Origin of the sequence: Shewanella metallivivens, from assembly GCF_028750675.1 — a bacterium.
Classification (GTDB): Bacteria; Pseudomonadota; Gammaproteobacteria; order Enterobacterales; family Shewanellaceae; genus Shewanella; species Shewanella metallivivens.
Map to the genome: position 1 here is coordinate 15,141 of NZ_JAQQPZ010000011.1, position 20,288 is coordinate 35,428.

At 43.9% G+C, this 20,288-nt stretch carries 13 protein-coding genes; 7 read left to right on the plus strand and 6 right to left on the minus strand.

Going from position 1 to position 20,288, the window contains the following annotated elements; genetic code table 11:
* Positions 1-6: 6 nt before the first annotated feature.
* The 4 genes from PQR79_RS12415 to PQR79_RS12430 all read right to left on the minus strand — a co-directional run bounded on the left by PQR79_RS12415 (position 7) and on the right by PQR79_RS12430 (position 8,148).
* The gene (locus PQR79_RS12415; protein ID WP_438270819.1) at positions 7-4,455 is read right to left on the minus strand and encodes an EAL domain-containing protein; all 4,449 of its coding nucleotides are present in this window, start codon (positions 4,453-4,455) and stop codon (positions 7-9) included.
* A 269-nt stretch (positions 4,456-4,724) separates the two neighbouring features.
* The gene (gene yihG, locus PQR79_RS12420) at positions 4,725-5,642 is read right to left on the minus strand and encodes a 1-acylglycerol-3-phosphate O-acyltransferase, YihG family (RefSeq protein ID WP_238104480.1); all 918 of its coding nucleotides are present in this window, start codon (positions 5,640-5,642) and stop codon (positions 4,725-4,727) included.
* 6 nt (positions 5,643-5,648) lie between these two features.
* Positions 5,649-6,545 carry a 1-acylglycerol-3-phosphate O-acyltransferase, YihG family gene (gene yihG, locus PQR79_RS12425; RefSeq protein WP_238104478.1) on the minus strand — a complete coding sequence of 299 codons (897 nt, stop codon included), beginning with the start codon at positions 6,543-6,545 and terminating at the stop codon, positions 5,649-5,651.
* Positions 6,546-6,624: 79 nt separating this feature from the next.
* On the minus strand, positions 6,625-8,148 hold the full coding sequence (locus PQR79_RS12430; protein ID WP_238104476.1) for a YifB family Mg chelatase-like AAA ATPase: 1,524 nt from the start codon (positions 8,146-8,148) through the stop codon (positions 6,625-6,627).
* Positions 8,149-8,601: 453 nt separating this feature from the next.
* Between PQR79_RS12430 and paeA the strand changes: the two genes are divergently transcribed.
* The gene (gene paeA, locus PQR79_RS12435; RefSeq protein ID WP_238104473.1) at positions 8,602-9,909 is read left to right on the plus strand and encodes a polyamine export protein PaeA; all 1,308 of its coding nucleotides are present in this window, start codon (positions 8,602-8,604) and stop codon (positions 9,907-9,909) included.
* A 48-nt stretch (positions 9,910-9,957) separates the two neighbouring features.
* Here the strand turns inward: paeA and ilvY are convergent, their stop codons facing one another.
* Complete coding sequence (gene ilvY, locus PQR79_RS12440; protein WP_238104471.1) at positions 9,958-10,830, minus strand: HTH-type transcriptional activator IlvY; 873 nt, start codon at positions 10,828-10,830, stop codon at positions 9,958-9,960.
* A 188-nt stretch (positions 10,831-11,018) separates the two neighbouring features.
* Between ilvY and ilvC the strand changes: the two genes are divergently transcribed.
* The 6 genes from ilvC to PQR79_RS12470 all read left to right on the plus strand — a co-directional run bounded on the left by ilvC (position 11,019) and on the right by PQR79_RS12470 (position 19,913).
* On the plus strand, positions 11,019-12,500 hold the full coding sequence (gene ilvC, locus PQR79_RS12445; RefSeq protein ID WP_238104469.1) for a ketol-acid reductoisomerase: 1,482 nt from the start codon (positions 11,019-11,021) through the stop codon (positions 12,498-12,500).
* Between the two features lie 557 nt (positions 12,501-13,057).
* Positions 13,058-14,743 (plus strand): acetolactate synthase 2 catalytic subunit, encoded by a 1,686-nt coding sequence (ilvG, locus tag PQR79_RS12450; protein WP_238104467.1) that lies wholly within the window; start codon positions 13,058-13,060, stop codon positions 14,741-14,743.
* Positions 14,740-14,997 (plus strand): acetolactate synthase 2 small subunit, encoded by a 258-nt coding sequence (gene ilvM, locus PQR79_RS12455; protein ID WP_188922183.1) that lies wholly within the window; start codon positions 14,740-14,742, stop codon positions 14,995-14,997. The genes ilvG and ilvM overlap by 4 nt, the downstream gene beginning before the upstream one ends.
* A 78-nt stretch (positions 14,998-15,075) precedes the next feature.
* Positions 15,076-16,935 carry a dihydroxy-acid dehydratase gene (gene ilvD / locus PQR79_RS12460; protein WP_238104465.1) on the plus strand — a complete coding sequence of 620 codons (1,860 nt, stop codon included), beginning with the start codon at positions 15,076-15,078 and terminating at the stop codon, positions 16,933-16,935.
* A 1-nt stretch (position 16,936) separates the two neighbouring features.
* Entirely contained in the window at positions 16,937-18,505 is a 1,569-nt protein-coding gene (gene ilvA / locus PQR79_RS12465; RefSeq protein ID WP_238104463.1) for a threonine ammonia-lyase, biosynthetic, read from the plus strand.
* Positions 18,506-18,776: 271 nt separating this feature from the next.
* Positions 18,777-19,913, plus strand: coding sequence for a pyridoxal-phosphate-dependent aminotransferase family protein (locus PQR79_RS12470; RefSeq protein ID WP_238104462.1), 1,137 nt, complete (start codon positions 18,777-18,779; stop codon positions 19,911-19,913).
* Between the two features lie 91 nt (positions 19,914-20,004).
* Here PQR79_RS12470 and ubiK read toward each other — a convergent pair whose 3' ends face one another.
* Positions 20,005-20,253, minus strand: a complete 249-nt coding sequence (gene ubiK / locus PQR79_RS12475) for a ubiquinone biosynthesis accessory factor UbiK (protein WP_160052183.1) — start codon at positions 20,251-20,253, stop codon at positions 20,005-20,007.
* Between the last annotated feature and the right edge of the window lie 35 nt (positions 20,254-20,288).

Genomic DNA, 20,288 nt, shown 5'->3' on the forward strand with positions numbered 1-20,288 from the left:
TTGGTATTAATCGTTTTTTTCTTGGTTGAGTAACGCTAAACAATTAATGGCCGTCAGCGGTTTGCTTAATAAAAAGCCTTGTACTTGATCGCATCCACCGTCGCGCAAGAAATTAAGCTGCTCGTGAGTTTCAACCCCTTCGGCAACCACATTGAGCTCTAAACTGTGGGCGAGCGTGATTATTGCGCTGGTGATGGCTGCATCGTCTGGATCTTCGGTAATGTCGCGCACAAATTCTTGATCAATTTTTAAGGTATCTATTGGGAACCGTTTTAAATAGCTTAAGCTTGAATAGCCGGTACCAAAGTCATCAATGGCAATCGTTAAGCCTAGGGCTTTGAGTTGAGAAAGTACCGCAACGGAATCTTGCGGGTTACCCATAATCATCGATTCCGTTAGCTCAAGCTCAAGTGCGTGTGCTGGCAAACCTGACACCGCAAGGGCGACTTCGATGGTAGAAATAATGTCTGCTTTGAGCTGCCTTGCCGAGAGATTCACGGCAACTGAAATATGCTCAAATCCTAGGCTGTGCCACAAGGCCAGTTGGCTGCAAGCTTGGTTAATGGCCCAATTACCTATTTGATTAATCATCCCGGTTTCTTCTGCTAGCGGGATAAACTCTACCGGAGAAATTACCCCAAGCTCCTGACTTTCCCAGCGAAGTAACGCTTCTAGGCCGACAATCTTTTGCGTTTTAACATTGTATTTGGGTTGGTAAACCAAATGAAATTCATTGTCCTGTAGGGCTTTTTTCAATCCAGCCTCAAGTTGAACATGGCGTGTGGCATATTGGTTGAGTTTTTCGGTGTAAAACTGAAAATTATTGCGCCCTAGTGATTTTGCATGATACATGGCGGTATCGGCATATTTAATTAACGAGGTTGTATCGTCAGCATCTTCGGGATACAAGCTGATCCCTATCGACGGCGATATAGTCAGTGCTTTATCGTCGAGTAAGAAGGGCGTTTGGAACGCTTGTAATACTTTCTCGGCAATAATAGTGGCCGCTTTTGTTTTAGCGACACCCTCTAAAATAATAGTAAATTCATCACCGCCTAAACGGGCAACAGTATCGCCATCACGCACTGCATTTTGTAGACGATGAGCAACGGCTTTGAGGAGTAAATCGCCTATGTGGTGCCCCATAGAGTCGTTAATATGTTTAAAGCGGTCTAAGTCTAAAAATAATAGTGCAACTATACTTTCAGCCCGAATGGCTTTGGTTAATGCTTGGTTGAGCCTGTCTTGAAAGAGGGTTCGGTTTGGTAATCCTGTTAAGGGGTCAAAGTTTGCCAATACACGTAAATCTTCTTCCGCTTTTTTACGTGCAGTAATGTCGGTAAATACTGCGACAAAGTGGCTGGTTTCACCTTTGTTATCGATAACTTGGTTGATTTCAAGCCAAGCTAAGATACCACGGCGGTCACGCGTTCTAATGTTGATTTCGCCTGCCCAGTGTTTATGCCTGAGTAGCTGAGTTTCTACTGAGTTATAAAACTCGCGCGATTGTTTGCCCATGGTTAAAAATAAGAAGTGTTTACCCACCACATCGCGGTGTTTAAAGCCGGTAATACGGCTAAATGCTGGGTTAACTGAGCGGACTTGATAATCGAGCTCTCCGACCACTACCGCTTCGTTCATGCTAAACAGTACTTGTGATGACAGTTTGAGTTCGTTTTCGGTCAACTTACGGCTGGTAATGTCTTTATGGGTGCCAGCCATCCGTAGTGGAGTGTTATTACTATCGCGTTCAACCACTTGACCACGGTCTAAAAGCCAAGACCATTGCCCAGGCTTGATTTCAACACGGTACTCGGCTTCAAAAAATTCAGTGTCACCATTAAGGTGGTCATTAAGCAGTTTTTCTACTTTGGGTTTGTCTTCTGGGTGAATACTGTGGGTTAGTAATTGGTCTTTTAAAGAGGCATTGACTGGCTCAACCATATTGGTTCGATAGACTTTATCATCTTTAATATTCCAGTCCCACATGCCATCGCCAGAGGCCCATAATGCAAGTTTAAGGCGCTCTTCTGAAGCGCGAATACTTGAGTCAAATTCGCGTTGTTTAGCGAGTTTCTTTTGTCTTGATAGCAATAACCACAACACCATTAATAACCCTATGGTGCCATATAATAGATAAGCCCAAACGGTCATATAAACCGGTGGTACGACTGACACTTTAACATTAAGCGTGTATTGACTGAATTGGTTGGTACCCAGTGCATGGCGAACGTTTAAGGTGTATTCACCTGGTGATAAGTTTGTGTAAGTAATATGGTTGCCTTGAGTCAGGCTATGCCACTCATTGTCTACACCGTTTAATTTATAGCTGAATCGATTTAAGCCTGGGTAATTAAAGTTGAGCGAACCTATCTCAAAGGTGATGACCTGTTTCTCGTAGGGCATATCAATTTTGGGAGCGTGACTCAGGTCGAGAATAGGATATGAGGTTTCACCAATGGTGTACTTAGTGAGTGCGAGTTTGTTCTCAGGGCGCTGACTCGGCACTTTTTCTGGGTCAAAATGGTTTAAGCCTTTAATCCCGCCAAACCATAATGAGCCGTCTTTTTCTTTAAATTTTGCTGCACCATTAAATTCGTTGGCTTGCAGTCCTTCAAACACATTATAGGCAATAAAGCTTTTTCTACTTGGGTTAAAACGTGATATTCCCGAGTTGGTGCTTAACCATAAATCGTGCTTATTATCTTCTAAAATGGCATAAATCGTATTGCTGCTGTTGTCGGCATTGACATCCATACGTTCAAATTTAAAGCTACCATATTCAACGGTGAGCTTGTCGATACCGCCATGGGTGGCCACCCAAAAGTCGCCATTTTCAGTTAATAAAAAGTCTCTTACTCGGTTATCGCTTAAGCTATAAACATTGTCTGGGTCGTGGGTTAAAAAGTTGAGTTGTTGTTTTTCTGGATCAAGCCTAACAACGCCGCCCATAGTGCCTAGCCAGAGAAAATCTTGACTAAAATGCAGGGTAATAATTTGATGTTTATACGGCGAGTACTCAGATTGAAAACCAAAGTTATAGGCCATCATGCGGCCGGTGTGTTCTGAAATAAAGTACAAGCCTTGCGATGTGGCGATCCATAAGCGATCTTTGTTATCAAACTCGAGACTGCGAATTTGCGTGTCGGCTCGAAATTGCTCGTTGGCCGGTTGTACTTGTTCTAAGTTATTATTGCTGTCTAGAGTAAATAACCCTAGGTTGGTGGCAAACCACAATAAGCCTTGCTTGTCTTGAACAATGTCGTGCACAGTTAATGCAAGGTTTTCAATAGGAAGCGAGAGCTTATTGGCAAAGAGGTCGTTGATATAATAGTAATTGGCATCGTGCGGCTTTAAATATTTTACACCAGCGCCATCGGTACCAATCCACAAGCGCTGCTGTTCATCACGAAATACAGCACGGATCATGTTCGCCATTCCGGGTGAGCCAGTTTGATAGTCGTAATAATGGCTAAAAAATTGTTGGTCAAGATTGAGTTTGTCTATGCCTGAATAACCAGTACCTATCCATAAGGTGCCGCTGGGGTCGAGCATTAATGTTTGCAGAGTATTGGCACTAATGCTGCTCAGTGCTTGTGGGTCGTGTTTGTATACAGAACTCACCCATTTTCCATCTATATAATCGAGTTTGAATAAGCCAGTATTTTGGCCTATCGCAAAAATTTGATTAGCATTGACTACGGTAAAATCGGTAATACGACGATTTTCAGTATAGTTGTTTCCACGTGACCATATGAGCTCCCTTTCATGGGTGTCGAGGTTATAGCGCCAAATTTGATTGTCTATAGCCAGCCATACGGAGTAAACCGAACTGGATTTTATTTGGTTTACGCTCATGTTAGCGGGAATGTCGAGGCGGATAATGGTGTTGCTGTCAATCGCAAATGTACCATGTGCTTGAGTGCCTACAACGATGTACTTGTTATCAACATTGGCAAGACTGGTTATATCCGCAATGATATTTGCCCCTAAATTTACCGGGGTAATTTTTTCGGTTTTTAGTGGTAATAAGTAAAGCCCTGCATGCGTTCCTATCCATAAAGTATCGCCAATCACGGATAGTTTAGTGATTTGTAAGTCAGCTAAACCTTGTGCTTGCTTATATTGGGTAAATTCACCGGTGGTGAGGTTGAGCTTATTGAGACCTTCGTTATAGGTACCGACCCATAAATCGCCGTCGGGAGATTGCAAAATATCGGTAATAAAGTTACCTGATATGCTGTTACTGTTAGTTGATTTTTTTAAATACAGATTGAAATCGACGCCATTATAACTGTGAAGGCCGTCTTGAGTGCCAATCCATAACATACCCGCGCTGTCCATAAATAAACGGGTGATAGAGTTTTGGTTAAGGCCACCTTCAGTATTAAAGTGCTCAAACTTCACCTCAGCAAGATTATCGTTAGCATTTATTTTTTGCGCTGAAACTGACATTGAAAACATCAATGTCAGTAACATTAACCACTGTGCTAAATGCTTAAATACACGAAAATTCAAATCTCACCTTTATCTATTTTATGTAAAACAGGCTATATATTAACGTTATGTTAACAGGAAAACTGTTGGTTAAATCCCTTAAATTCAATTACTCACAATTTACCAAGTGATTGCGTTCAATAAGGTTAATATTTATGCATAAAAACTGACAGCTTTATATGCGATACGCAATCGAAATATACATTTTTTGTGACTTTATGTGATAGCTATGGGAGACTTTTTTGTTGTTGATATTGCTGAATGATATCGTCAATGAGTTGGTCTTTGTCTAACCACAGTTTATTAAGCCAACGTTGAAACTCGACTCGTGTCTCAGGGTCACTAAAATAGGTCTTGGCATCAACATGGGGGACAGGTAACACTTCTACTCGCATGACAACTTTACTGGTTTTGCCATGCATCACATTACCTAAAACGCGTTCAGATGTTTCTGGGTAAACCAAAGTGATGTTGAGTAAGTTGGTAAATTGCTCGCCCATGGCTGATAACGTAAAGGCGATGCCACTGGCTTTGGGGCGCAATAAATGCCGATAAGGTGAGTTTTGACGCTGACGTTTTTCTTCGGTAAAGCGGCTGCCCTCAACATAGTTGATGATTGACGTTGGGGTATGCTTGAATCGCTCGCAAGCTTTACGGGTTGTTTGTAGATCTTTGCCTTTTAGTTTTGGATTTTTTTTGAGTTTCGCTGCGCTGGTGCGGTTCATAAATGGCATGTCTAATGCCCAACAACCTAGGCCTAAAATAGGTACGTATAACAACTCTTTTTTCAGAAAAAACTTCAACATAGGAATGTGGTTACGGAGCAGGTAAGTTTGCGCTGCAATATCAAACCCACTGACATGGTTGCTAATTAATAAGTACCAACCGTTTGGATCGAGCTTATCTAACCCGCTAACATCCCATTCAATATTTGAAATTAAATATAAGATTCCGCCATTACACGTCGCCCACGCCCACATAAAGCGGTTCATGACAGTGGTTAGCGCTCTGCGAACAGCCATAAATGGCAGCAGTAACTTAATGATACCGCCAATCGTTAACAGTGAACCCCATAAACTGGTATTAATGATCAGCAGGGTCGAACTGATAATAAACAGCAACGTACTGGGTAAAAACGTTAGCATGACTGGCTATACCTTGTGGTTAACTTTGTCGGCAAGTATTTGTAACTGCTTGTCTTTTTTTAACCAAATCTGATTAAGCTGCTCTTGAAAGCTAATTTTGAACTCGCGATCTGTTAAGTAATCTCCGCGCATTGCTTGCGGAATGTCACTGATACTAACATGCACATGAACGTCGTTTAATGCGCCGCAAATGTATTGCCAATAACTGGGTACATCATTGGGGTAATAAATAGTGACATCGACTAATTTATGAATGTGTTCGCCCATGGCTGAAAGCGCAAAAGCCATGCCACCCGCTTTTGGTTTTAATAGGTGTTTAAATGTCGATTGTTGTTTGTCGTGCTTGGCCTGGGTAAAACGCGTGCCTTCAACAAAGTTCATGATACTCACTGGCTTAGTTTTAAACTTTTCACAAGCTTTACGAGTGATTTCAATATCTTTTCCTTTTAATTTTGGATTTTTACGCAATTCAGCGGAGCTATAACGGCGCATAAAAGGAAAGTCTAGCGCCCACCAAGCTAATCCAAGTACAGGCACAAAAATCAATTCTTGTTTGAGGAAGAACTTTAAAAATGGGATTTTACGATTGAAAACGCGCTGCAGGATTAAAATATCGACCCATGATTGGTGGTTAGCAATGACCATGTACCATTCTTGTTCAGAAAACTGCTGATCGCCTGTTATGTGAATACGCATTGGGTGAAAAATGCTTTCAACCACTGTATTTACGCTAATCCAGCCAGTGGCGCAGTTATCTAAAATATGGCTACAGCCTTTTTGAAAAAGACCAATGGGTATCAGCTTGACAATACTAAAGACGAGGATTGGAATTGTCCAAAAGACAGTATTCAATACATAAAAGATGAAAGCTAAACAGCCTTTGATTTTCGAAAACAGCGACATTTTTCTCTCCTATTAAACGGAGAGCTATGTTACTCGTAGTCGAGGTATTGCTCAATAAATACAACAGTTAAAATCGACTTTATTGTTGATTAAGTTTGGCGAGTAAGCGATCCATCGCCCGATAACCAAGCGCTTGGGCAATATGTTCACGCTCGGTCGTGGTTGATTGTTGTAGATCTGCAATGGTGCGTGCGACCCGTTGAATGCGGTGAAAACTGCGTACTGATAGCCCTAAACTCACCACACTTTGCTCTAAAAACACTAAGTCTTGCTGACTAATATTACTGTCTTGTTTTAACTGTTTCGGAGTTAATTCGCTGTTGAGTACGCCCGCGCGAGCCAATTGACACTCTCGCGCAAGTTTAACGCGCTTGGCGATATCGACACTGGTTTCTCCGGGTTGATGTTTTTGGGTTAGGGTACCTGAGGGCAATTTGGGTACATCAACCGTTAAATCAAATCTGTCTAAAAACGGCCCTGACAAACGTGAGAGGTAGCGCTGAATTTGGTCTGGGGTCGAACGAGCACGTTCGGTATCACCACAAGGACTTGGGTTCATGGCCGCAATGAGTTGAAATCGGCTTGAAAAAGTCAATTTTGCCGCTGCACGCGAGATTTCAACTCGGCCGGTTTCAAGGGGCTCGCGTAAACAGTCGAGTACTTTACGGGGAAACTCAGCGATTTCATCTAAAAATAATATCCCCCGATGAGCCAATGAAATCTCTCCCGGTTTAGGGTGGCTACCACCACCAATTAATGCGATAGATGAGCAAGTATGATGTGGAGAACGAAAGGGACGATTTAAAAAATCTTGTGGCTTAATATGCAAGCCTGCTACCGAATGAATGGCTGCAACTTCAATGGCTTCATCGTACGATAACGCAGGTAACAGCGGGATAATTCGATTGGCAAGCATACTTTTTCCTGTTCCTGGTGGTCCAAGAAACAGCATGTTGTGCGAGCCGGCCGCGGCAATTTCTAATCCTTGCTTTGCTTGATATTGGCCAATGACATCACTCATGCATAATAAGTTGTCAGCAACTGGCGATTCGTCTATCCATTCTGGTTGGGTGTCGAGTAATGGCAGTTGTGCTTGACCATGTAAAAATGCGGCCAGATTTTGTAAATGTGCCACAAAGTAGCTGTGGTGATACCCCACGAGCTCCGCTTCGTGACGATTATCGATAGGCATAAAAAAATGGTGTTGATCATTACGCGCCGCAATAATGGCAGGTAACAAACCTGTGCAAGGTCTGACTTGCCCAGACAAGGCTAACTCACCGACAAATTCACATTGGTGTAAGGCTTTGGTTGGCACCTGATTGGATGCGGCTAAAATACCGATGGCGATGGGCAGATCGTAACGGCCGCCCTGTTTGGGCAAATCTGCTGGCGCGAGGTTGACAGTAATGCGTCGCTGGGGAAATTCAAAACCTGCATTGATTAATGCTGACCTAACACGTTCTTTGGCTTCTTTGACCGAAGCCTCTGGTAGGCCCACTAAATTAAATGCGGGTAAACCATTACTTAAATGCACTTCAACAGTCACTTTAGGGGCTTCAACACCACAACTCGCTCGAGTAAACACACAGGCAATTGCCATTAACAAAATCCTTTTGTTTGAATAATATACAAATGAAGGGGTGCATACAGTCTAGCAGCGCTGGCTGTTTTTGCTGATTTTATGGTGAGTCTGTTGGTATAAGAAGACAAAATATAATCAATTATGTTAACTAAACCTTGGTTATCTTGTTGGCTTTTGAGTAGAATACGCGCGCGTTTAAATACAGCCATAACGTGATGATACAACGCCAGCATTGCGGCTCACTTTTCCAATAAAACAGCTATTTTACTGTAGAAAATAGCAAGCGATGATTGCCTTATTTTGATTGATAGCCTCGATGTCACCCTCCTGGCATTTTCGTCATGAAATCATCCCCAAATGGCCCAAACCGAATTTTTGTCCCTTTGTTATTCAACAAAGTTAACTGCTTTATGAGCGAAAATCGCTACCCCATTATGACTTAGTGCTCAGTGCCTAAGCTAAAGAGAATGTATGACTATTACAGATAGTTTTTTAATTATATTGTGCCTCATTGGCATTAGCTGTTTTTTTTCGATGTCAGAAATTGCCTTGGCGGCATCACGTAAAATCCGCTTGCAAACCATGGCTGATGAAGGTGATTTACGTGCCACTAAGGTGTTAAAGCTACAAGCTCATCCGGGCAGTTTTTTCACTGTCGTGCAGATTGGCTTAAACGCGGTTGCCATTATGGGCGGTATTGTCGGTGAGTCGGCATTTCGCCCTTACTTTGAGGAAATCCTATTACCGCTGCTAGGGAATGAATGGGGCTTACAACTGAGCTTTGTTTTTTCATTCGTCACGGTGACGTCATTATTTATTTTGTTTGCTGATTTAATGCCAAAACGCATTGCGATGGTGATCCCAGAACAGGTGGCGGTCACCTTTGTGATGCCCATTGCGTTTTGTATTACCATTTTAAAACCATTTGTATGGATTTTTAATGGTTTGGCTAATGCTATTTTTAAATTATTGCAGGTGCCAACGGCACGAAATGATCAAGTAACGCACGATGACATTTACGCCATGATGACCGCCGGAACGGAAGCGGGTGTGATGGACAAAGGTGAGCAACAAATGATGGAAAACGTGTTTGAAATGCAGTCGGTGTCTGTGACATCGGCCATGACAGCACGTGAAAGCCTCGTGTATTTTTTACTGCAAGACACCGAAGAAGACATTAAACAAAAGATTGCCAATAATCCCCATAACAAGTTTTTGGTGTGTGATGGTCAGTTAGATATGATCAAAGGTTTTGTGGATGCAAAAGAGTTGCTTATCCGAGTCATTAATGGCGAAAAAATTACGCTCAAGGGCAGTACATTAGTTCACAACTGTTTGATTATTCCTGACACTTTAACCTTGTCAGAGTCGATGGAATATTTTAAAAATAATCGTGCCGACTTTGCCGTGGTAATGAACGAATACGCATTAGTGGTGGGGATTGTAACCACCAATGATTTGCAAAGTGCGGTAATGGGCGCCTGGTCATTACATGAAAGCGAAGAACAAATAGTGGCCCGTGATGGCAACTCTTGGTTAGTTGACGGGGTGACACCCATTACCGATGTAATGCGGGCATTTCATATTGAGGAATTTCCCCATAATCAAAATTACGAAACGATTGCCGGATTTATGATGTATATGCTGCGTAAGATCCCCAAGCGTACCGATTTTGTAAACTATGCAGGCTTTAAGTTTGAAGTCGTCGACATAGATGCCTATAAAGTCGACCAATTACTGGTAACGCGGATTGATGTCGAATCACCGCCATTGCCTTAACGAGTTGCGTGATTGACTGTAAGGCGCTGTGCGCCTTTGTTAACGTCACTAAATAATCTCAAGAAACGCGCTAATGATGGGGTCGTTAGCGCGTTTTTCTTTGCAACAACAGCCCAACTCAAAGGCTGGAATGTCAACCGGTGAAATCAAGGTTTGGATCCGCTCGCGTACCGGACTATTATGGATCACCGCATCTGGGCTTATCCCTACACCACAACCTAATGCCACCATCGACACAATCGCTTCCTGACCAGATACTTGTGCGTAAATATTGGGCTTTATACCCATTTGTTTAAACCATTGGTCGATTCGTTTTCGGCCTGGGCCGTGGTCCGGCACAATATAGGGCAATTTCTCCCAATCAATGTGGCTTTGATTTACCCATTGTTGCACTTGGCATTGCATCAATGGGGCGATGACAGAAATAGGCACTTTGTCTATGGGCGTAAAGTGCAAGGTACTTGGAAATACCTCAGGTAAGGCAATAATGGCGATATCGGTTCGATTTTTTTGGATTTGGCTCACGGCGTTAGCTGGGTCGCCGGTAGTGAGATGAATATCGACATGCGGGTGGTCGCGTCTAAAGCGCTCAAGCAAAGACGGTAAATGGCTGTATGCCGCGGTGACCGAACAATACAAATTCAGATTACCACGTAAATATTGCTGGCTAGGGTCAATACGGCTGCGCAGTTGGCTCCAGTCTGCCAAGGTCTGTTCGGCAAAGCGTTTAAACTCTAATCCTGCATGAGTAATGGTCACGCTGCGGTTATCGCGTTCAAATAATTTACTGCCGACTTCATCTTCTAAGCGCTGTAACGCTCGGCTTAGTGTTGATGGGCTGACATGAGATTGCTCAGCTGTTTTGGCAAAATGCAGGCTATCACATAAGTGCAAATACAATTTTAGAGAGCGAATATCCATAAATAGCGTTTCCATAAAGAGGATTAAATTCATCAGAATAGTGACGTTGCATATTATGCAACGTCACATGCCGAATATATCATTTTAAGCAATGCTGTGGATAGGTTATAGTCAACTCAATCGCAAAGTTTGAGTTTGCATCAAACATAAATTGCGTCCCAAATTTTACATTTTAAAGGTGGTATCAGATGGCTAACTATTTTAACTCTCTGAATTTACGTCAACAATTAGCTCAATTAGCACAATGCCGCTTCATGGACCGTACTGAATTCAGTGACGGCTGCGAATATATCAAAGATTGGAACATTGTTATTTTAGGTTGTGGTGCACAAGGCCTTAACCAAGGTTTGAACATGCGTGATTCTGGCCTAAACATTTCTTTTGCACTTCGTCCAGAAGCCATTACAGAAAAGCGTGCATCTTGGCAAAAAGCGACCGATAACGGCTTTAAAGTGGGTACATTTGAAGAGCTTGTACCCGCGGCGGATTTAGTGCTTAACCTTACGCCAGACAAGCAACATACCCATGTTGTTAATGCCGTTATGCCATTAATGAAGCAAGGTTCTACTCTAGCGTATTCGCACGGTTTCAACATTGTTGAAGAAGGCATGCAAGTGCGTTCAGACATTACTGTCATTATGGTAGCGCCTAAGTGCCCAGCCACAGAAGTACGTGAAGAATATAAGCGTGGTTTTGGTGTACCAACACTGATTGCCGTTCACCCTGAAAATGATCCAAACGGTGATGGCTTAGCGATTGCTAAAGCGTATGCAAGTGCAACCGGTGGTGACCGTGCAGGTGTATTGATGTCATCTTTTGTTGCTGAAGTTAAGTCTGACTTAATGGGCGAGCAAACAATCCTATGTGGTATGTTGCAAACCGGTGCCATTTTAGGGTATGAGAAAATGGTTGCTGACGGTGTTGAGCCTGGTTATGCCGGCAAACTTATTCAGCAAGGTTGGGAAACGGTTACCGAAGCACTTAAGCACGGCGGCATCACTAACATGATGGACCGTTTATCAAACCCTGCAAAAATTAAAGCGTTTGATATGGCTGAAGAGTTAAAAGACATCCTTAAGCCGCTATTTGAAAAGCACATGGATGACATCATCAGCGGTGAGTTCTCTCGCACCATGATGGAAGACTGGGCTAATGATGACGCTAACTTATTGCGTTGGAGAGCAGAAACCAACGAAACCGCGTTTGAAAATGCACCAACAACGTCTGAGCATATTGATGAGCAAACGTATTTCGACAAAGGCATTTTCCTCGTGGCGATGATCAAAGCCGGTGTTGAATTAGCATTTGATACTATGGTTGCAGCAGGTATTGTTGAAGAGTCGGCTTATTATGAGTCACTACATGAAACCCCGTTAATTGCTAACACGATTGCTCGTAAGCGTTTATATGAAATGAACGTGGTGATTTCAGACACCGCTGAATACGGTTGTTACCTATTCAACCACGCTGCGGTACCCATGCTACGTGACTACGTGAATGCTATGTCTTCAGAGTACTTAGGTGCTGGTCTTGCTGACACTTCAAATGGTGTTGATAACCAACGTTTAATTGAAGTCAATGAGCAAATTCGTCATACAGATGTTGAGTTTATCGGTGCTGAATTACGCGGTTACATGACAGACATGAAGCGTATTGTTGAAGCGGGCTAAGCGTTAAAAAACTGATGTAGTACCTGTTCAGAGATTGGTTGTAAAAAATGTGTAGTCGGACAGGCATCAATAGAAGCAACCCAATAACCATTATTGGGTAGTGGAAAAACAAATTGTTAGATTGAGTTTAATAATATTTTTAGCGAACTCATTGGTTAAGTTTTTGTTGTTGTTTGCATTGTCTCGGCAGGGAAGCTGAATTTTTTTTACAAAGACGATTTTTTAGTTGTGTTTGATAAATCTTTTATGGTACTTGTTAGTCATACCGTAACGTTTATTGAACATAAGCGAACGAAATAATGTTAAAAACTTAGGATACAGTCTAAAACATGTTAAACCGCGCAGCCATGCTCATTCTCGTGATTATTACCGTAGTGATTATTAAGTCACAGCGGGGGTGGCGTTTGACAACTAGACTGACCTAAGAGTCACAAAGATTGCAAAACCCCCGCTCCGAAAGGACCGGGGGTTTTTAGTTTCTAGGCTTAAGTAAAAAATCAGCACCCAGATATCACATCAGTAGAGCAAGCAAACATTGACGAAGTAGAGATAAAAATATGGAAGCAGGACAAAAAATGCGCGGCGCGGATGCAGTCATCAAAGTGCTAGCAGCGCACGGTGTTACCACAGTGTTTGGTTATCCTGGCGGAGCCATTATGCCCATTTACGATGCGCTTTATGGTAGCCCTGTTGAGCATCTACTCAGCCGCCACGAGCAAGGTGCGGCATTTGCTGCTGTAGGTTATGCTCGAGCCAGTGGTAAAACCGGTGTTTGTTTTGCAACATCAGGGCCTGGGGCAACCAATTTAGTCACCTCGTTAGCCGATGCCTTGCTTGATTCTGTTCCCTTAGTTGCCATCACTGGCCAGGTGTCTACAGCGGTGATTGGCACTGATGCCTTTCAAGAAATTGATGTACTTGGTATGTCACTGTCCTGTACTAAACACAGTTTTATGGTTACCGACATCAATGAGTTAATCCCAACATTGTATCGCGCTTTTGAAGTTGCCGCAGAAGGAAGACCAGGTCCTGTATTGGTTGATATCCCCAAAGATATTCAAATCGCTGAGCTTGAGTACAAAACCCCATTGCAAAGTGTCGCAGATGAACCTCACGCAACACAAACCGAGCTAGACGCTGCCATCGAGTTGCTTACTCAGGCGGCAAAGCCGATGTTATATGTTGGCGGTGGTGTCGGTATGGCGGGCGCGGTATCTCATTTACGTGAGTTTATTGATGTCACAGGTATTCCGTCAGTTGCCACGTTAAAGGGCTTAGGCAGTATTTCCCATGGCACTAAAGGCTATTTAGGCATGTTGGGTATGCACGGCGGTAAAGGGGCTAATCTCGCTGTGCAAGAGTGTGATTTATTAATCGTCGTCGGAGCACGTTTTGATGACCGAGTCACTGGGCGGTTAGCCAGCTTTGCCAGTAACGCCAAAGTGTTACATCTAGATATCGATGCTGCTGAGTTAGGTAAGTTACGCCAAGCCGAAGTGGCTATCGCCGCGGATTTACGCCAAGTTTTACCGGCATTAACGGCTGCGGTAAAAGGGAAAGTCGCCATTAATCAATGGCAGGCAGAAGTTGACGCATTAGCGCGTCAACACCAATGGAATTATCAACATCCAGGTGAGCTGATATACGCGCCAGCCATGTTACGTCGTTTAGCCAACAAATTACCAGAAGACAGTGTTGTTGCATGCGATGTGGGGCAGCACCAAATGTGGGTGGCCCAGCATATGTGGTTTCGTCGCCCTGAAGATCATTTGTCTAGTGCTGGCCTTGGCACTATGGGGTTTGGTTTACCCGCAGCCATTGGTGCTCAAGTGGCTCGCCCAGATGCCACAGTGGTCACAGTCTCTGGCGATGGGTCATTTATGATGAATGTCCAAGAGTTGACGACCATTAAACGCCGTAAACTGCCAGTTAAAATTTTACTCATAGACAATCAAAAGCTCGGCATGGTCAAGCAATGGCAGCAACTGTTTTTTGAAGAGCGCTACAGCGAGACTGATTTGTCTGATAACCCTAACTTTGTATTAATGGCGTCGGCTTTTGATATTCCAGGCCGCACTATTAATCATGCTGATCAAGTAGAGCAAGCATTAGATGAAATGCTTAACAGCAGCGGCCCTTACATGCTGCACGTCGCGATTGATGACGCCTTTAATGTATGGCCGTTAGTCCCACCCGGAGCCAGTAACAGCGACATGATGGATCAAATGGAGAAGCAAACATGATGCATAATCTTGAAATAACCGTTCAACAACGTCCAGAAGTGCTAGAGCGTGTATTGCGTGTTACTCGCCACCGTGGATTTAAAGTCACCCAAATGCAGATGCGCATCAATGACGATGCTAGTATGGCTGTAGAGTTATGGGTTGAGGCTGAACGTGCAATCGAACTGTTAAGCAACCAGCTCACTAAATTAATTGATGTCACCCAATGTAAAGTGATGCCAGCGGTGTCTCTTGGGCAAGCAGCAAACAGTTAAGCCTATATTATTACCAATTAAATGCGTGACTTGTGATAACACAGGTAACCCGCACCACATTACACAAGGATATTTGCAATGCCAAAATTACGTTCAGCAACCAGTACCGAAGGCCGCAACATGGCAGGTGCCCGCGCACTATGGCGTGCGACGGGGGTAAAAGAAACCGATTTTGGTAAGCCAATTATTGCGATTGCCAACTCATTTACTCAATTTGTACCAGGGCATGTGCATTTAAAAGACATGGGTGCACTTGTTGCTAGCGCGATTGAAGAAGTCGGCGGTATTGCCAAAGAATTTAACACCATTGCAGTAGACGACGGCATTGCCATGGGGCATGGCGGTATGTTGTATAGCTTGCCATCGCGTGAGCTGATTGCAGACAGTGTCGAATACATGGTCAATGCGCATTGTGCTGATGCATTAGTGTGTATTTCAAATTGCGACAAAATCACCCCTGGCATGTTAATGGCCGCACTGCGATTAAATATTCCGGTCATTTTTGTGTCTGGCGGACCAATGGAAGCTGGTAAAACCAAGCTGTCTGACAAGTTAATTAAACTTGATTTAGTGGATGCTATGGTGGCGGGCGCTGATACTAATGTTAGCGATGAAGACAGCAAACAAATTGAACGAAGCGCTTGTCCAACGTGTGGCTCTTGTTCTGGTATGTTTACTGCTAACTCGATGAACTGTTTAACAGAAGCCTTAGGATTGTCATTACCCGGTAATGGGTCAATGTTGGCGACTCACGCCGATCGCCGCGAATTGTTTTTAGAAGCTGGTCGTCGCGTCATGAAGTTGGCTGAGCGCTATTATAAGTACGATGACGAAAATGTATTACCGCGTAATATTGCATCATTTAAAGCATTTGAAAATGCCACCGCTTTAGATATCGCCATGGGCGGCTCGTCTAACACGGTATTACATTTATTAGCCGCAGCCCAAGAAGCTGAATTAGCCTTTGATATGACTGATATTGATCGTATGTCGCGTCTTGTTCCGCACCTATGTAAGGTTGCACCATCAACCCCTAAATACCATATGGAAGATGTACACCGTGCTGGTGGTGTGATGGGTATTTTGGGTGAGTTAGACAGAGCAGGCTTATTGCATAACGACGTACCACACGTGGCAGCAGATAACGGCGGCGACTTGAAATCTGTGTTAGCTAAGTACGATCTAAAGCAAACCAACGACCCAGAAGTGATTCGTTTTTATAGTGCAGGCCCAGCAGGGATTCCGACCACTAAAGCTTTTAGTCAAGATTGCCGTTGGGACAGTGTTGATGATGACCGTGAAAATGGCTGTATCCGCGCACGTGAATTTGCGTTTAGTCAAGAAGGCGGCTTGGCAGTACTTGCGGGTAATGTGGCAACGGATGGTTGTATTGTTAAAACCGCTGGTGTTGACGAGTCAAACTTAATGTTTGTCGGGAGCGCTCGGGTTTATGAAAGCCAGGATGATGCCGTAGCCGGTATTCTTGGTGGTGAAGTTGTTGCGGGTGACGTGGTGGTGATTCGTTACGAAGGTCCTAAAGGCGGCCCAGGTATGCAAGAAATGTTATACCCGACCACATACCTTAAATCACGTGGCTTAGGCACTCAGTGTGCGCTGATCACTGATGGCCGTTTCTCTGGTGGTACATCGGGTTTATCAATTGGCCATATTTCACCAGAAGCCGCATCCGGTGGTGCCATAGCATTGATTGAAAATGGTGACCAAATTGCCATTGATATTCCAAAGCGAAGCATTCAATTGAATGTGAGTGACGATGAATTAACTCGTCGCCGTGACGCAATGAACGCTAAAGGCCCATTGGGTTGGAAGCCTGTAGCTCGTGAGCGTTATGTCTCTTTAGCGTTAAAAGCTTACGCGCTGTTAGCGACCAGTGCAGATAAAGGTGCAGTACGCGATCGCACCAAACTGGAGGGGTAGCATGTTGGCTTTGGCGTCTCAAACTCAATTAGATCTAGCGCATTATTATTTGCAGAAAATTTTGCTGTCATCTGTATACGATGTCGCTAAAGTGACGCCACTGTCGAGCATGAATAAGTTATCAGCTCGCTTTGGTTGTCAGGTGTACTTAAAGCGTGAAGATATGCAGCCTGTGCATTCATTTAAGTTACGTGGTGCTTACAACCGTATTGCTGCGCTAACTCAAGATGAATGTGATAAAGGCGTGGTGTGTGCCTCGGCGGGTAACCATGCACAGGGCGTCGCTATGTCGGCGGCAAGTCGTGGCATTAATGCAGTGATTGTCATGCCTAGTACCACACCAGACATTAAAATTGATGCGGTGCGTCGACTTGGCGGCAACGTGGTGTTGCATGGCCAAGCATTTGATCAAGCAAATGACTATGCGAAAAACTTATCGGCAACTGAAGGGCGTGTGTATATCGCGCCATTTGATGACGAGGCCGTTATCGCCGGTCAAGGCACCATTGCTCAAGAAATGGTACAGCAACAGCGTGATATTGAAGTGGTCTTTGTGCCCGTGGGCGGTGGCGGTTTAATTGCGGGGATAGCTGCGTATTACAAAGCCGTTATGCCACAAGTCAAAATTATTGGTGTTGAACCAGAAGATGCTGCGTGTTTAAAAGCCGCATTAGAAGCCGATGAACCTGTAACGTTAGCTCAAGTCGGTTTATTTGCCGACGGCGTCGCGGTTAAGCGTATCGGCACAGAACCTTTTAGGCTGGCACGTGAATACGTTGACCATGTGGTTACAGTGACCTCGGATGAAATTTGCGCTGCAGTTAAAGATATTTTCGAAGACACCCGTGCTATTGCTGAGCCTGCTGGCGCATTATCAATTGCGGGTCTTAAAAAGTATATGGCATTACAGGGCGACAGTAGCGACGCGCCTAAAAAAGCCGCAGCCATATTAAGTGGAGCCAATGTTAACTTTCATAGTCTTCGCTATGTGTCAGAGCGTTGTGAACTTGGCGAGCAGAAAGAAGCGGTATTAGCGGTTAAAGTACCTGAAAAACCTGGCAGCTTTTTACGCTTTTGTGAGCTACTTGAAAAACGGCCAATGACCGAATTTAACTACCGTTTTAGCAGTCGAGAAGTGGCGGTGGTGTTTGCCGGCATTCGTTTAACGGGTGGTCAAGCAGAGCTTGCAGAGATTATTGCTAACCTCGAGTTAGAAGGTTTTGACGTTCAAGATTTATCTCAAGATGAAACCGCTAAGCTGCATGTACGCTATATGGTCGGTGGTCATCCTCTTGAGCCGTTAGAAGAACGCTTATTTAGCTTTGAGTTTCCTGAACATCCTGGCGCTTTATTGAAGTTTTTAACGACCTTACAAAGTAAATGGAATATCAGTTTGTTCCATTATCGTAACCATGGGGCTGCGTTCGGTCGTGTATTAGCTGGGTTTGAAGTGCCAGCAAACGATGATGATGCTTTTGCACAGTTTTTAACGGATTTAGGGTTTGTCTATCAAGAAGAAACTCACAGCCCTGCTTACCAGTTATTTTTGAACAGTCCTAAAGCGGAGTAAGAACAATAAGTTCAAAGCCAATAAAGCGTGAACGGCCAATATATTGTTGAACTTTAAATATTTATCACATTGAGGTGATTTAACACCTCAATGTGATATTGTCTGTGCACCAAAAACGAAAATATATTCGTAGGTGATTACCAATACCACCAAGGTGTGATGCCGTAGTGGCGTTATATCATTGTGATGGATTGCTTATATGTAGGGTAAATTTTTCCATGCGCTTGTTGCAATGCACAGGCGCATACGACCTCATTTTAAGGAGACATTGATGTTACCCGTGCCAACTATTCCAGCTTTTATGCCACCGCGCCGTACCCTAATGGGCCCTGGCCCATCTGATGTTTATCCAGAAGTGCTTGCCGCGCAATCTCGTCCTACCATTGGTCATTTAGACCCGCTGTTTGTTGGCATGATGGATGAGCTAAAAAGCCTGATTCAATACGCCTTTCAAACCAAAAATGAAATGACCTTAGCAGTATCCGCACCCGGTAGTGCCGGTATGGAAACCTGTTTTGTTAATTTGGTTGAGCCTGGCGAAAAGGTTATTGTGTGCCGCAACGGTGTGTTCGGTGAACGTATGCGCCAAAATGTTGAACGTGTTGGTGGTGTTGCCGTAGTGGTCGACAATGAATGGGGCGAGCCTGTGTGCCCTGATAAAGTTGAAGCTGCACTTGTGGCAAACCCCGATGCCAAGTTTTTAGCGTTTGTGCATGCAGAAACCTCTACCGGGGCCTTATCTGATGCCAAAACCTTATGTACGTTAGCGCAACTTCACGACTGTATTAGCATTGTTGATGCGGTGACGTCATTAGGTGGTGTTGAGCTACTGGTAGATGAGTGGGGTATTGATGCGATTTATTCTGGTAGCCAAAAATGCCTTTCATGCGTGCCGGGTTTATCGCCAGTGTCTTTCTCGCCAAAAGCTGTTGCTAAGCTTAAAGCGCGTACCACGCCGGTACAAAGCTGGTTTTTAGATCAAACGTTGGTGATGGGCTATTGGGGTAATCAAAGTGGTGCTAAACGTAGTTATCACCATACAGCTCCGGTTAATGCACTTTATGCACTGCATGAATCATTGCGGTTACTGGCCAATGAAGGTTTAGAAAATGCCTGGGCAAGACACCGTAAAATGCACTTATTATTACGTGATGGCTTAACCCAGCTAGGGCTTACATTTGTGGTAGACGAAGCGTCAAGATTGCCACAATTAAATGCTGTGTATATTCCTCAAGGTGTTGATGATGCTGCAGTGCGTAAACATTTGCTAGAAGAGTATAACCTTGAGATAGGTGCTGGCTTAGGAGCATTAGCTGGTAAAGCATGGCGTATCGGCTTAATGGGCTTTGGTGCTCGCCGTGAAAACGTGGCTTTGTGCTTGCGGGCTTTACAAGAGTCGCTAAGTTAATTCGTTATAATAGTGGTTTACCGATTCAAAAAATGACGCTACTGGCTACTGAGCGTCATTTTTTATTGAATAATGGGTTTGTTGAACGCGATTATTCAGCGAGCTTTTTTTCAATCTCGTTAACTTGTGCTTGCAATGCTTCGAGCTTTTCACGGGTTTTAAGCAACACATGTTGCTGCACTTCAAATTCTTCGCGCGATACCACGTCAAGTTTCATCAGTTGGTTTTGTAATACTTGCTTACTGCGCTCTTCAAACTCGCCAGCAAATTGCTTTACACCGCTTGGTAAGTTGTCACTCAGTTGTTTTGCCAGTTCTTCAATTTTCTTTGGATTTATCATCATGATCCCCTACTGATATATTGATCTAATTGTAA

Coding starts and splice junctions, on each gene's coding strand:
- yihG (WP_238104480.1), bottom strand. CDS start 5,642: ATGCTAACGTTTTTACCCAGTACGTTGCTGTTTATTATCAGTTCGACC.
- PQR79_RS12470 (WP_238104462.1), top strand. CDS start 18,777: ATGTTACCCGTGCCAACTATTCCAGCTTTTATGCCACCGCGCCGTACC.
- PQR79_RS12415 (WP_438270819.1), bottom strand. CDS start 4,455: ATGTCAGTTTCAGCGCAAAAAATAAATGCTAACGATAATCTTGCTGAG.
- ilvD (WP_238104465.1), top strand. CDS start 15,076: ATGCCAAAATTACGTTCAGCAACCAGTACCGAAGGCCGCAACATGGCA.
- ilvG (WP_238104467.1), top strand. CDS start 13,058: ATGGAAGCAGGACAAAAAATGCGCGGCGCGGATGCAGTCATCAAAGTG.
- paeA (WP_238104473.1), top strand. CDS start 8,602: ATGACTATTACAGATAGTTTTTTAATTATATTGTGCCTCATTGGCATT.
- yihG (WP_238104478.1), bottom strand. CDS start 6,545: ATGTCGCTGTTTTCGAAAATCAAAGGCTGTTTAGCTTTCATCTTTTAT.
- ubiK (WP_160052183.1), bottom strand. CDS start 20,253: ATGATAAATCCAAAGAAAATTGAAGAACTGGCAAAACAACTGAGTGAC.
- ilvY (WP_238104471.1), bottom strand. CDS start 10,830: ATGGATATTCGCTCTCTAAAATTGTATTTGCACTTATGTGATAGCCTG.
- ilvM (WP_188922183.1), top strand. CDS start 14,740: ATGATGCATAATCTTGAAATAACCGTTCAACAACGTCCAGAAGTGCTA.
- ilvA (WP_238104463.1), top strand. CDS start 16,937: ATGTTGGCTTTGGCGTCTCAAACTCAATTAGATCTAGCGCATTATTAT.
- ilvC (WP_238104469.1), top strand. CDS start 11,019: ATGGCTAACTATTTTAACTCTCTGAATTTACGTCAACAATTAGCTCAA.
- PQR79_RS12430 (WP_238104476.1), bottom strand. CDS start 8,148: ATGGCAATTGCCTGTGTGTTTACTCGAGCGAGTTGTGGTGTTGAAGCC.